Annotated in this window: 6 protein-coding genes; 2 read left to right on the top strand and 4 right to left on the bottom strand. The window is 35.4% G+C overall.

The window, feature by feature from the left end:
• Positions 1 to 5 precede the first annotated feature (5 nt).
• From PL77_RS25625 to pruA, 4 genes are all read right to left on the bottom strand, one after another.
• Positions 6 to 3,011, bottom strand: a complete 3,006-nt coding sequence (locus PL77_RS25625; RefSeq protein ID WP_044211649.1) for a TonB-dependent receptor — start codon at positions 3,009 to 3,011, stop codon at positions 6 to 8.
• 193 nt (positions 3,012 to 3,204) lie between these two features.
• A complete protein-coding gene (locus PL77_RS25620) occupies positions 3,205 to 5,655 on the bottom strand; it encodes a glycoside hydrolase family 2 TIM barrel-domain containing protein (RefSeq protein WP_044211648.1) in 2,451 nt (816 codons plus the stop codon).
• Positions 5,656 to 5,764: 109 nt separating this feature from the next.
• A complete protein-coding gene (locus PL77_RS25615) occupies positions 5,765 to 9,763 on the bottom strand; it encodes a hybrid sensor histidine kinase/response regulator transcription factor (RefSeq protein WP_082026734.1) in 3,999 nt (1,332 codons plus the stop codon).
• 192 nt (positions 9,764 to 9,955) lie between these two features.
• Positions 9,956 to 11,590 carry an L-glutamate gamma-semialdehyde dehydrogenase gene (gene pruA / locus PL77_RS25610; RefSeq protein WP_044211646.1) on the bottom strand — a complete coding sequence of 545 codons (1,635 nt, stop codon included), beginning with the start codon at positions 11,588 to 11,590 and terminating at the stop codon, positions 9,956 to 9,958.
• Positions 11,591 to 11,813: 223 nt separating this feature from the next.
• On the opposite strand from pruA, the gene PL77_RS25605 reads away from it, so the two are divergent.
• The gene (locus tag PL77_RS25605) at positions 11,814 to 12,275 is read left to right on the top strand and encodes an N-acetyltransferase (RefSeq protein WP_253274022.1); all 462 of its coding nucleotides are present in this window, start codon (positions 11,814 to 11,816) and stop codon (positions 12,273 to 12,275) included.
• Positions 12,276 to 12,397: 122 nt separating this feature from the next.
• Positions 12,398 to 15,247, top strand: a complete 2,850-nt coding sequence (uvrA, locus tag PL77_RS25600; RefSeq protein ID WP_253274021.1) for an excinuclease ABC subunit UvrA — start codon at positions 12,398 to 12,400, stop codon at positions 15,245 to 15,247.
• Positions 15,248 to 15,293: the final 46 nt, after the last annotated feature.

Here is a 15,293-nt window from a genome sequence, read left to right as displayed (position 1 = left end):
TTTGTTTAGAAGTTTAAGTTTAAGCCAAATTGATATACTCTAGGAATTGGATATACACTTCCATCAATTCCATTTCCTACTTCTGGGTCTACCCCTTCATAATTGGTAATAACAAATGCGTTGTTCACTGTGAAACTTGCTCTTCCACTTAACTTGGTATTGAACATTTGACTGAATGAATACCCCATACTGATGTTATCCATTCTGAAGAAAGAGGCATCTTGAACATAAATATCAGACCAATACTGAGGGTTAATAAAACCAATATCCAAAGCTTCTGGCCTAATGTTAGAGAAATAACCATTAGCGGTTTGATAGTATAAACTGCTTAATGAATTAGATGCTAACCCATAATTATATACATAATTACCAAGACTTAAACGACCTGACATTGAAAAATCAAATTTCTTATAATTCAATCGAGTATTGATACCAATCAGTACATCGGGGTTAGGATTTCCAAATCGGTATTTATTAAACTCATTACTGATCACCTCTCCATTTTCACCTGATCGGTTGACATAAAGTCCTTCGATTGGCTTTCCATCTGTATCATAAATCTGCTGGTATACGAAGAATGAATTCGGTGCATATCCTACAGAATGAATTTGTACTAAGTTACCTTGTCCACCAATTGCACCTGTTGGAACACCCAATGAGTTCGGGTCATTTACTTTATTCAGTTTTGTAATTTCTCTATGGTTATAAGTAATGTTACCTCCTACAGACCACGTAAAATCCTTTTTAGTGATGACTCTACCGGTCAATGAAAATTCAATACCTTTAATTTCCATTGAGCCCACATTTGTTACTAGATAATTGGAGAAGTTGGAACCATCAGCAATTGGAATTCTATTTAATAAATCATTCGTTGTTCTGGTATATCCTTCTAATGAACCTGATAATTTATCATCCCATAAACCGAAATCTAAACCTATGTTATAAGTAGTTGTTTCTTCCCATTTTAAATTAGAATCATAAGCTGAAGGTCGTAATGTATGGTAGTATTCATTACCAAATTGGTAATAAGCTCCTTCTATACTTCTTCTATAATTAGGAATTGCTGGATAATATGGATCTCCGACATTCAATCCTTGTTGACCAGTGATACCATATCCCAATCTTAATTTCAATGTGCTGATTTGATCCACGTCAGCTAAGAAACTTTCATTATGTACATTCCAAGCAAAGGCTAAAGAAGGGAACAATCCCCATTGATTTCCTTTTGCGAAACGAGAAGATCCATCATTTCTTAAAGTGGCTGTTAGAACATAGCGTTTATCAAAGGAATAAATCATACGACCATAAAAGGAAATTAAGTAATTCTCGTTGGCCCAGCCATTATCGTTATAAACTAAAGTCTCATCATAGTTTCTGCTATAGTTATTTCCTACTCTCAACCATCTCTGCCAAGAATAACCACCAATCAGATCAATGTTGTGCTTGCCTAATGACTTTTTGTAGTTCAAGAAGAACTCTAGTAAAGTAGATTCTGTATCAGTAGTATAATTTGATCTTGACCCTCCCTGGTCACCGGCAACATTATTTCCCATAGTCCATGAAGCGCCTGGCAATACATTATCATGACCTACAGTACTTGTTCTATCGATACCTACATTTAGATTAGCATGTAAATCTTCTAAAAAGTGAAGCTTATAATCTAGTTGGGCATTACCCACAAATCTATTGACACTAGCTCTATTGTCTGTAAGATCAAGCATAGCAACTGGGTTTGAAACAAAAGTGTTTGGGGCTCCATTCGGGTCTATACTTCCATCTTCTAATACGTCCTGTGTGTAAGCAAAATATCCTCTATATTTTTCACTATCTGCATATACAGGTTGAGTAGGATCAAATCTTATGGCATTACCAATCGCTGACGTTTCTCCGAAATTAGTATTTGCGGTTGTTCCTTTTGCATTAACATTTACAGATAAGTGATCTTTGAAGAAGGTAGGGTTTACATTCACTGACAATGTATGTCTATTGGTATTAGTTGTTTTCAGAATACCGTTTTCATCATTAAATCCATAAGAAACCCTGTAAGGAACATTTTTCACTTTCCCTGATACACTTAAGTTCGTTGTATAAGACACCGCATTGCTAAAGATTTCATCTTGCCAATTCGTATTGGCATCACCTAATTTTCTAATGGCTCTTTCATCAATACCACTAAATCCACCTTCATGTAATTCAGTAATTAGATCTCTGTACTCATCACCAGTAAGAGTGTTTACAAATTTGGTAGGTGTGCTTACAGAAACGATGTTGTCAAAATTGACTTTCATCTGATTTGAATTCGCCTTTTTGGTTGTAATTAAAATCACACCATTAGATGCTCTTGAACCATAGATAGCCGTTGCTGAGGCATCTTTTAGAACCGAGAATGATTCTATATCATTTGGGTTCAATGTACTTAGTGGATTTGATAACCCTGCCACATCTCCATCATCAACAGGAAAACCGTCAATAACGATAAGCGGGTCATTGGTAGCGCCACCTAATGATGAACCTCCACGAATACGAATCGTTGACCCAGCACCTGGAGCTCCACTGTTTCTAGTGATGTTTACCCCGGCTATTTTACCCGTCAATAAATCTTGAGGGTTAGTCGTTACTCCTTGTATAAATTCTTTTTCTCCAAGGGTAGAGACCGAACCAGTCACATCTGACTTTTCAACTTCTCCATACCCAATAACCACCACTTCTTCTAAGGCTTTCAGGTCTTCTTCCAATTGAATATTTAATTCTTTGGAAGTACCTACCTTTACCTCTTGAGTGACATAACCTAAATAGGATATGATGAGAACAGATTCGTTACTTTTGACTTGAAGTTGGAATTCTCCATCAAAATTGGAGATTGATCCATTGGTTGTTCCCTTCTCTAAAATAGAGACGCCAGGAATTCCCATTTGAGTATTATCTACAATACGTCCTGAGATAATAGATTGTGCATTGATTGAGAATTGTATAATAAATACACAACTAAATAGTAATAGTAATCTTTTCATTTCATTGTATTCTCGTTGCAATAATTGTATGCAACAAACTTAGGTTTAACAGTCATTTTTACGCTTTCACTTTTGACACCTAAAGTTGTAATTTTCGGACAAAAGTGCCTTTTCAGCTTAAATAGAGAGGTTTTTCAAAGTTAAGCATCACCAATACCATTAAAATGACGACTATTGATGATGCTTTATTTTTTTATTTACCCGTCAGATTATCTGCTTTTTTATCGATTGACTTTATCTTAATTGTTCCTGATTTAATTCCTTTTCCTCTGACAATCAATTCAGCATTTCCTGAAGTCATTGAAGATTGAACAATAGCCACCAACTTACCATTGAAAGTTTTCATTGTAGGCTTATGGAACATTTCTAAAGAGGTAGCATCTCCATTACAAACTGCTTTAAAAGTTGAGTTTCCTTTTACTTCAAAGTCCAGTTGTAGATTTGCTGTTGGGCAAGGATTTCCATTTTTATCAACTACAGTTACAGTGACAAAACTCAAGTCTTCCCCATCTGCATAAATTGTTGGTCGGTCTGCTTCTAATACTAAATGATGAGGTTTGCCTGCTGTTCTAATTTCCTTTGAAGCCACTTCTTCACCTTCATTATTGTATGCTACAACTTTCACTACACCCGCCTCATATGTAGTATCCATCCATCTTAAACGATAGCGATCTAAACGTTTGGTTTTATCTTTAATACGAACTCCTTGGCTTACACCATTTATAAATAACTCTGCTTTATCATAATTTGTATACACATATACCGGAGTCACTTCACCTTCTCTTCCTTCCCAATTCCAATGTGGTAAAATGTGTAAAGTCTCTTCTTGAGTATTCCAACGACTTTTGTATAAATAGAATCTATCTTTTGGGATACCTGCTAAATCACAAATACCAAAATAAGAACTTCTTGAAGGCCATTCTTCATTGTAAGGAGAAGGTTCGCCTAGATAATCAAAACCTGTCCAAACAAACTCACCCAACACCCATTCAAAATCATCTTGTAAGATAAAATCATCTTCAGGTAAATTTGACCAAGGGCAAGCCTCCATATCATAAGATGAACTTTGGAAGTCATCGTGTTTTTTAACTTTATATTCTTTTACAGGAAAATGATAAACACCTCTAGAGCTTACTGTTGAAGCTGTTTCTGAACCTAAAACAAACCCTTGTGGGAAAGTTCTATATGCTTCTTGATAAAGATGCGTTCTATAATTTAATCCCGGAATATCCATAATGGCACCAAATCCGTTTTCCATTACAGCTTGAACTTGATCCATCCCTACAGTTACAGGTCGAGTTGGGTCTTCTTTATGGAAAATATCTTGTAACCACTTTGCTCGTTTCACACCGTCAGATCCCCATTGGTCAGGCACCTCATTTCCTGAACTCCACATAATAATAGAAGGGTGATTTTTTGTTGCTCGCACTAAATGTTGAACATCAATTTTAGCCCATTCGTCAAAGAAACGATGGTAACCATTGTCTACTTTTGCTTTTTTCCATTCATCAAAACTTTCTGCTACCACCATTAACCCTAACTCATCACAAAGTTCCAATTGCTCAATAGAAGGCATATTATGGGCTGTTCGAATGGCATCAGCTCCCATTTCCTTCATCATTACCAATTGTCTTTTTAAAGCAGATCTATTGATGGCCACACCTAATGGACCTAAGTCATGATGAAGACAAACACCTTTTATTTTTCTTTTCTCACCATTCAATTCAAACCCTTTTTCTGCAGTAAATGAGATAGATCGAATACCAAACTTTTCAACAATTTCATCGGTCTGTATTCCATCAACAAATGTGGTCGTTATCATTTGATATAAATAAGGATGTTCAGGGCTCCATAATTCAGGTTGTACTACAGCCAATGTATTCTCAAATTCATTACCAAATGACGCATTGGAAGAGGAAGTACTAATTATAATTCCATCTAACGTCTTAATTGTTGTTTTCACTTCTTCAACATTACCAATCGTCTTCGTTCTTACGGCAACTTTTGCTTTTTCAGAAGTGATAATCGGAGTAGTTATGGTATTGCCCCAACGCTTTATAGCATTAGGTTGCTTGGTTATCAATTTTACATTTCTATAAATTCCTGCACCAGGGTACCATCTTGATGATTTCGGTTCATTGTGTAAACGAACTGCCAAAGTATTCTGCCCCTCTTCTTTTAAAAAAGAAGTGATGTCAAAATAAAAATAACCATAACCATAAGGGTGTTCACCTACATAATTACCATTGACATAAACCTTAGCTTCTGACATAGCACCATCAAAATGAATCAATACTTTTTCCTGATTTTTTCTTTTAGGTGTGTCAAATTTCAGACGATACCAAGCAGTTCCCATATAAGGTAATGCCCCCGTTCTACCAGACTTTTCAGTGGGTATTTGTTCTCCATCTTGAAGGATAGCGACACGCTGAGCATCATGTTTTTTATCAAATGGTCCTTTGATCGCCCAATCATGTGGAACAACTACTTTTTCCCATTGTGAATCATTGAAGTTTACATTTTTAGCTGTGGCAAAATCACCTTTACTGAATCGCCAATTTTCTTTTAGTAATGTTTCCATTCTTTGCCCATAACTGATATTTGCTATTAAAAAGGCAAGAATAATAGTAAATCTCTTCATCATTTCATCTTGTTATTTTCAATAATCAAAGTTGATCATTTGACACCTGATAAGTGTTGCACTTATAGGACAAAAAATTGACATTTTGAGTATTCAAGGTGAAAAGAGACCTCTAAGAATTAGCTTTTTGATACTTTTCCTGATATTTCTTTGGAGACATCTTAAACTCTGATTTAAACACTCTTGAGAAATAAGAAAGGCTTGAAAAACCCGTTTGGTCAACAATATCAGTAATATTTCCTTCTTTGTTCTGTAATAAAATAGAAGCTTTTTTCAGGCGGTATTTTTTGATAATATCTTTTGGCGTTTGCTGAGTAATCGCTTTCAATTTACGGGTAAGATGTTTGGCACTAATGGACATTTCATCCGCTATCATTTCTACAGATAAATCCTCATTACTCAAGTTAGACTCAATGAAATCAATGACCTTATTGACAAAAATAGTATCCTCATTATTCATTGGGTTCACTCCTTCATCACCAACTAAATCACTTTTAGACGCACTTAAAGTTTTTCCTTTTGCTATTAACTTAAAAGCATACGTCGTCAACTCTTCAATCTCTACTGGCTTCGTCAGATAAATATCTGCACCGGCATTCAAACCTTCAATTTTTTGAGTAGTTAATGATTTTGCGGTTAATAATATGATTGGAATTTTATCTGTTTTAGGGTTTTTCTTTATTTCTTCTGTAAATGAAATACCATCCATAACCGGCATCATCACATCAGAAATGATAAGTTGAGGTACAATACGAATGGCCTTTTGTAAGGCGTCTTGACCATTTTCTGCAATGATCAAATTGAATTTATCTTTTAAAGACATTCGTAATAAATCCACAATATCTTTATTGTCATCAACAATGAGCACCAATGACTTTTCATCATCAAGAGTCAGTTTATAAGAGGCTACTTTTTGATCTAAATCATCTCGAATTGGAGTTGAAATAAGATCCACTTCATCCTGTACAATTTGTTCCAATGGTAAATGTTCCATTCCTAAAGGTAAATCGATGGTGAATGTAGTCCCTTTGTGCCCATCACTCTCAACACTGATACTACCATAATGCAATTCTACAAACTCAGCCACAAGTGCCAAACCAATACCTGTTCCTCCTCGGTTTTGATTTTTTGTTTGATAAAAACGCTCAAAAATATGTTGTTGATCTTTTTCCGGAATGCCAATACCTGAATCTTGGATAAGTATTCTTAATCCCTCATTACCTTTAAATGTACATGTACTTAAATGCACTTTTATTTCCCCTTTATCATCTGTGAACTTGAAGGCATTGGAAAGAAGGTTAAACAGAATAGTTTCCATCTTTTCTTTATCAATCCAAAGTTCTAAGGATTCAAATGTAGAAGTAAACTGATAATTTATATTTTTCTGAATCGCTTGATGCGAAAACAGGTGAACGACGTTCTCACAAAAATCTTTCGCCTCCGTTTTAGAAAATTTCAAAGATAACTTCTCGTTTTGCATCTTATTGAAATCTAAAATCTGATTGACTAATTTTTTTAACCTATCAGCATTCTTTTCTGCTATTTCTAAAAGGGATACACTGTCTTTATCTAATGCTACTTTGGCTCTGATTTGCTGAAGAGGTGGTAATATTAAACTGATAGGTGTTCTTAATTCATGAGAAATATTCGTAAAATAAGCCTCTTTGGTCCTATCAAGTTCCTCTGCATGATCCGCCCTAATTTCAGAAATCTGTAGCTTATTCTTCAACTTTAATCGATTCGTATAAATTCTGAATCCTACATAAAAGAACCCAATGATTAAAAAGATATATATAGCTATAAACACATTTTGCAATAAGAAAGGGCGTTCAATAGTTATTCCTAATGGTACAGCTTCTGTGACTGTTTCTCCGTAAGGGTCTACTAGTTTCAACTCAAATGTATATTTACCAGGAGAAACATTTGAAAAAATAGCCTGATTTTCACCTTTAGGAACAGTATGCCAGTTTTCATCAAAGCCGTTTAATCGATAGGCGAAAAGGTTCTTTATAGAGTTATTGAAATTAAGGTCAGTAAAGTTTATTGTAAAAAAGCGTTCTTCATAGTTAAGTTTAACTGATTTAGTAAACGAGAAATTATCTTTTAGTATAACTCGACCATCAATCTCTTTCCTAGGTTCTACTTTTTGATTATTAATTTTCAATCCTGTAAGATATAAAGATGAACGATTTTGATATTCTTTTAATTCATCAGGCTTGAAAGTGATATACCCATTATTTCCTCCAAAATAGATCTCATTATTATTTTTTGTAACACAACTAAAGTTAAAATTCTTTATTGGTAAATTATAGGATAAGGGATAAGCTATTGAAATCTTTTTTAAAGGATCATATTTGATAATAGAAAGGTTTGTAATAGACCAAATATTCCCTTCTTCGTCTTCCGTTATGGATACAATATTATCGTTTTTCTGAATTTTCAATAAATGATCTGTTATCTCATTCGTATGAATATCATATTGAATCAAACCACTTGATGAACCTATCCAAAGGTTATTTCGACTAGAATATAAAGTAAAAACTTCCTGATTTTCGATATGCTTATTTATATCAGGTAACTCTAAAGTTGTAAGCGTTTTAGGGTCAACCTCAAATACTTTATTATAAGAGGCTGTAAAGATCTTATCATTCACAAAAATAAATTTTTCACTATCCAGCCTTTTATTTTTTATCTGCTCAAATTGTTGGTTTTTCTCTAAACCCAAAATGCCATCCTTCAGTTTAAAAATTCCTCCTTCCCATGTATTTACCCAAATATCTCCACTATCACTTTCTAATATATTCCCTACATAATTGGACAAAAGTTCAGGGTGATTATCAACTGTTATATTGGTCATTCTTTGCTGTTTGGGATGCCAAATATTTATCCCCGCTACAGTTCCTATCCAAATATTTCCCTTTCTATCCTCTAAAATTGAGTAGGTATTGTTCATCAATATTTGATGCTGATGAGGGCTTTTTACTGTAAAATGAGTCTGTTTTTGAGTTTTCAAATTAATTCGAATAACCCCATTAGAAGTTGCTAACCATAGATGATTATTTCTATCCACAATCATCGATTTCACTTGATACCCAGTTCTTTTATCATCAATTTGATAAGATAATTCATACACATTGTACAAAGCTTCTTTGCTATTGAGGATAGAAATACCATTTAAAGTAGCGAGCCATAATTCTTCATTTTTCCCCTTATAAATAGAGTTGATAATATTATTTGAGATACTATAAGGCTTTTGTGCATCATGAAAATAGCGAAGGCAAGTCTTTGTTTTTATGCTGTATAAATTCAACCCAAAGTCAGTTCCCAAATACAAAGTGGCGTTATTATCTTGAAATATATTTTTAATGACTTTATTTGAGATACTCTGATTGATATTAGCACATTCATTGATGGCAAATGTCTCTTTATCTATGGCAAACAAACCCATTTCAGTGCCTATCCAAAGATTATTTGAAAATTGATCAGGTTGAATTGAAAGTACTAGAGTATTTTTTGATTTATTTTTTATCAATTGAATTGTTTCAAATTTTGAACTTCCTTCTTTCAAATAGTTCAAACCATCGTTAGTGCCTACCCATAAATTGCCATTCTTGTCCTTATAAATAGACCTTACCATTTTATGTGACAACCCATTTTTATCATCAAAAACTACCGTTTCTTCATCATTATATTTAATAATGCCCTGAGAAGTACCAATCCAAATCGTTCCATTCCTCCCATTTTCTATTGTTCTTATTTTAGTATCAGGTAAATCAATTCTTTCTACTTCTAAAGTCTGAACATTTACCCTATTCAACCCATTCCAGCTCCCTACCCAAATATATTTATCAGTTGATAACACTTCCGTTAATTCATTATCCGATAAACTGTGTTGGTTATTATTCTTTTTAAAATACAAATATTCATTACCATCATATCTTACCAAACCATTTCTTGTGGCCACCCAGGTAAAACCATATTTATCTTGAGTGACATCAGAAATAATATTAGAGGGAAGTCCGTCACGCATTGACATCGTCGAAAAATATAATTCCTGTGCAAACGTGAATTGACAACAGATTAAAAAATAGGTAAGTAAAGTATATTTCATTTTTAAGAACTTTAATAATCACATCAAAAATACATTCAAAAAATTAATATCAGGTTCTAACACTTCAATTTAATAAACAAAAAAAGAGCATAACCCTTTCGAATTATGCTCTTCTTATATATTAGGAAGGATCAAAGTTTCAAAAAGAAAGAGTCCACTCTTCCCTCTTCATTCTTACCTCTTCCCTCAAAACTATCCCATAAATGGATACTTGTAATCTTCTGGAGAAACGAATGTTTCTTTCATTGTTCTTGGAGTAGTCCAACGCATCAAGTTGATTGCAGAACCCGCTTTATCGTTAGTACCTGAAGCTCTAGAACCACCGAAAGGTTGTTGACCAACAACAGCACCAGTTGGCTTGTCGTTGATGTAGAAGTTACCTGCAGCGTTTTCTAATTTCTTAGTTGCTAACTCAATCGCATAACGATCTTGAGAGAAGATAGCTCCTGTCAATGCATACGAAGAAGTGTTGTTTACTAAGTACATTGCCTCATCGAAGTACTCTGCGTCATAAACGTAGATAGTAACGATTGGTCCAAAGATCTCTTCTACCATTGACTCGTAGTTAGGATCTTTAGTTACGATGATTGTTGGCTCAACGAAGTAACCTTTTGATTTGTCGTAACCACCACCAGCGATGATTTCACACATCTCAGAAGCATTTGCTCTGTCGATATAACCTGCACACTTGTCAAATGATTTCTCGTTGATTACTGCCGTGAAGAAGTTTTTGAAATCATGTGGAGTACCCATGTGGTTGTTGATGATATCATTCGCATCCTCGATGATATAACCTTTCACTTCTTCCCAAAGGTTAGAAGGAACATATACACGAGAAGCTGCAGAACATTTCTGACCTTGGAATTCAAATGCACCACGAGTGATCGCTGTAGCTAAACCTTTCGCTTTTGCTGATTTGTGTGCCAAGATAAAGTCTTTACCACCAGTCTCACCTACGATACGAGGGTAAGTGTTGTACTTCGCGATGTTGTTACCGATAGTAGCCCAAAGATCTTGGAATACACCTGTAGAACCTGTGAAGTGAAGACCAGCAAACTCAGGGTGATTGAAAATCACGTCACCTGCGTCTGGACCAGAAACATAAACAAGGTTGATTACACCATCAGGTACACCAGCTTCCTTAAATACTTCCATCAATACGTTAGCAGAGTAAATCTGATCGTGAGATGGTTTCCAAACTACTGTGTTACCCATCATTGCAGGAGCTGTTGGTAAGTTACCTGCAATTGCTGTAAAGTTGAATGGAGTTAAAGCGAATACGAATCCTTCTAACGGACGGTACTCTAATCTATTCCACATGCCTGGAGATGACTCAGGTTGATCCTGGTAGATCTCAGTCATGAATTGTACGTTGAATCTTAAGAAGTCGATTAATTCACATGCTGAATCAATCTCTGCTTGGTGTGCTGTTTTTGATTGGCCAATAATAGTTGCTGCATTGATCTTCGCTCTGTAAGGACCTGCTAAAAGATCTGCTGCTTTTAAGAAAATTGACGCTCTGTGCTCCCAAGACAATTCCGCCCAAGCTTCTCTTGCACCTAATGCTGCGTTGATGGCTTGAGTTACATGGTCCTTATCACCTTTGTGATACTCACCTACCACATTTTGGTGATCGTGAGGAGATACACAAGTGCCTAAGTTACCCGTACGAACCTCTTCAGCACCAATATACATTGGAACATCGATCTTTTGAGATGACATTTCTGCAATTTTTGCTTCTAACTCAGCACGCTCAGGAGTACCTGGAGCATAGCTTTTGATGGGTTCGTTGACAGCCTTAGGTACGCTGAAAAATCCTTTTGCCATGGTTTAAAATAATTGATATGTGAATATATACTTAGCTGTCTGATAGTATGTGAAATACAGACAGTATAAATTTTGTGCTACAAATGTATGAAATTGAGCCACATAATCATCATGTTATTTGAAGAATAAAAGGCGTTTTTATCATTTTTTATTGATAGTATAACGCACCTCTACTATAATAATTCAATAACTTGCATAGTATTTCAAGTCAAAGCCAATCATTATGATCCATTTCAAAACCTACAATCCATCCCATAAAAATAAAATCATAGCCATTTTCCATTCCAACGCACCTAAATATTTTGATCCAGAAGACGAAGCTTACCTTATTGATTTCCTTGATAATTATACGGATAAAAATTATTTAGTCGTAGAAAATAATGACGGAGAAATTATAGGTTGTGGAGGTTATTATACCAAGGAAGATCGACACGGAATACCATGGGTCATGTTCCAACAAGGAAGCATTGGGGCCAGTAACTTACTGCAGATAGCGGATACTTTTTACAATGAAATTGAAAGCAGAATCATTGCTGAAGGTAAAATGTATCCTATTCATATTAATACCACTCAGCTGATGGAAAAGCTTTTCAACCGTTATGGTTTTGTCACTTATGAGAAAATCAAAGATGGTTTTGGAAAAGGATTGGATGAGTATAAGATGAAGAAGGTATTTAATCAGTAAGTAGAGAAGAAACATCTAGGTTTAACTCAACATTATATTATTTCAAAAAAAAGAAAATAATGTAGACTATTTCCATTATTTTTAAGGACTGAATTTGTTATTTCATCATCATTTCAAGCACTTTGGAGAAACACTCAGAAGCATACATCGAGGAAGAAATTGCCATTTACGGGGCAAGAGAGAATAATCTTAAAAACTTTGATTTAAAATTTCCTAGAAATAGTCTAGTGGTGATCACTGGCGTTTCGGGTAGTGGAAAATCGTCTTTAGCATTCGATACTATCTACGCAGAAGGACAAAGAAGATATATGGAGTCTTTTTCTGCCTACGCTCGTTCTTTTATTGGAAATATGGAACGTCCGGACGTAGATAAAATTGAAGGTTTAAGTCCTGTAATTTCTATTGAACAGAAAACAACTTCAAGAAACCCTAGATCTACTGTAGGTACAACTACAGAGATTTACGATTTCCTTCGTCTGCTTTATGCTCGTACGGCTGATGCTTTTTCTTATGTGACGGGTGAGAAGATGATCAAGCAAACGGAAGATCAAATCATTGAGTGGATCATGAGTCATTATGATGGTCACAAAATGATTATTCTTGCTCCTGTGATTAAAGGTCGTAAAGGTCATTATAGAGAGCTTTTCGTTCAGCTGAGAAAGCAAGGCTACAGCAAAGTGCGTGTGGATGGTGAAATTTTGGACTTAGTACCAAAAATGCAGGTGGACCGTTATAAGACCCACGATATAGAAGTAGTGGTGGACAGAGTGAAAGTAGCTGAGAAAGATATTTTCAGAATTACGCAATCACTGAAAACGGCGATGAAAGAGGGTAAGGGAATCATGATGACGGTTTTCCCTGATGCACCTGCAAAGGAACAAGTAAAGTTCTTCTCTAAATTCTTGATGGATCCAAAGTCGGGTATTTCTTATGATGAACCTGCTCCAAATATGTTCTCTTTCAACTCTCCTTATGGTGCATGTCAGACATGTAATGGTTTGGGTGAGATTGAGGAAATCACGAAAGAAGCCGTTATTCCAGACCCTTCGAAAAGTATTTTTGCCGGTGGTATTGTTCCTTTAGGGGAATATAGAGATATCTATATTTTCAAGATGATCGAGCAACACTTGAAACAAAAAGGATACACGCTTTCAACTCCTATCAATGAGTTGAGTGATGAAATGATAGAAATTGTACTTCATGGTTCAGACGAAGAAATTGAAGTATTGACTGCCAAAGAATCAAAATACGATCAAGCTTGGGTCACTCAGTTTGAAGGTGTAATTCCATTCTTGAAAAGGCATGCAAAAAGTAGTTCTGAAAAAGTAAAAAACTGGGCAGAGGAATTTACAATCGTCAAAACTTGTCCTACTTGTAATGGTGCAAGACTCAAAAAAGAATCTTTACACTTTAAGATTGCAGGTAAAAACATTGCTGATCTGGCTGAAATGGACATCAAAACATTTGGAAACTGGATCAATAATGTGGATGATGACCTAACAGAACGTCAAAAAACGATTGGTTCTGAAATTCTAAAGGAACTAAGAAAGAGAACACAGTTTCTAATCAATGTCGGTCTTGATTATCTGACTTTAAATAGATCATTAAGAACACTCTCGGGTGGTGAAGCACAACGTATTCGTTTAGCAACACAAATCGGAACACAACTCGTCGGTGTACTTTATATATTGGATGAACCAAGTATCGGTTTACATCAAAGAGACAATGTCAAACTCATTAAATCACTTCAAGACCTGAGAGATTTAGGTAACTCAGTAATTGTGGTGGAACATGATAAAGACATGATGTTGGCCTCTGATTACATTCTAGATATCGGTCCGAAAGCAGGACTTTATGGAGGAAATGTAGTGGCGGCAGGAAATCCAGATGCTTTCTTAAAGCAAGGAAGTACAACGGCTGATTTCTTGAGTGAAAAGCTTCAAATTGAAATTCCTAAAAAGAGAAGAGATGGTAATGGAAGATCAATAGAATTAAAAGGTGCCTCTGGCAACAACCTTAAAAACGTTGACGTTTCTTTCCCATTGGGTAAAATGATTGTAGTATCAGGCGTTTCCGGTTCCGGAAAATCTACTTTGATTCACGATACCTTATATCCAATTCTAAACCAAAAGATATACCGTTCCAAAAGAGCTCCTAAAGCTTATAAAAGTATAGAAGGACTTGAGTTTATTGATAAAGTGATTGAGGTAGACCAATCGCCAATTGGTAGAACTCCACGTTCCAACCCTGCCACTTATACGGATATGTTCTCTGAGATCAGATCATTATTTACCAATCTTCCTGAATCAAAAATCAGAGGTTACAAACCTGGCCGTTTCTCTTTTAATGTAAAAGGCGGACGTTGTGAAAACTGTCAAGGTGGTGGTAAGAAGTTGATCGAAATGGACTTCCTTCCTGATGTTTACGTAGATTGTGAAGAATGTAAAGGTAAACGTTACAACCGTGAAACATTAGAAATTCGATTCAAAGGAAAATCAATTTCTGATGTATTGGACATGACCGTTTATCAAGCGGTAGAGTTTTTCGAAGCTCATCCAAAAATCATGAGAAAGCTATCAGCTTTGAAGGATGTGGGTTTAGGATATATCACTTTAGGGCAACACGCTACTACACTTTCGGGTGGTGAAGCACAACGTGTAAAACTCGCAACGGAACTTTCGAAGAGAGATACGGGTAAAACTTTCTACATTTTAGATGAACCTACAACAGGGCTTCATTTTGAAGATATTCAACACCTTTTGGATGTACTTCACAAATTAGTTGACAAAGGTAATACGGTGCTGATTATTGAGCATAATTTAGATGTTATCAAGGTGGCCGATCATATCATTGATATTGGGCCTGAAGGTGGTGCTGAAGGAGGAACTGTAGTAGTAACAGGTACTCCAGAAAAGGTAATTAAAAATAAGAAGAGTCACACTGCAAAATACCTTAAAGAAGAGCTTAAATAATGTGCATCAGTGCACTATAATTTTCCGAATCAGATATAACAGGATA

The organism is Flammeovirga sp. OC4 (assembly GCF_000812565.1).
Classification (GTDB): domain Bacteria; phylum Bacteroidota; class Bacteroidia; order Cytophagales; family Flammeovirgaceae; genus Flammeovirga.
Note: the sequence above shows the minus strand (reverse complement) of the source record. Positions and strands in the feature narration are given on the sequence as shown.

Excerpts from the sequence above, each read along its gene's own strand:
- PL77_RS25605 (WP_253274022.1), top strand. The coding sequence starts at position 11,814 with ATGATCCATTTCAAAACCTACAATCCATCCCATAAAAATAAAATCATA.
- PL77_RS25625 (WP_044211649.1), bottom strand. The coding sequence starts at position 3,011 with ATGAAAAGATTACTATTACTATTTAGTTGTGTATTTATTATACAATTC.
- pruA (WP_044211646.1), bottom strand. The coding sequence starts at position 11,590 with ATGGCAAAAGGATTTTTCAGCGTACCTAAGGCTGTCAACGAACCCATC.
- PL77_RS25620 (WP_044211648.1), bottom strand. The coding sequence starts at position 5,655 with ATGATGAAGAGATTTACTATTATTCTTGCCTTTTTAATAGCAAATATC.
- PL77_RS25615 (WP_082026734.1), bottom strand. The coding sequence starts at position 9,763 with ATGAAATATACTTTACTTACCTATTTTTTAATCTGTTGTCAATTCACG.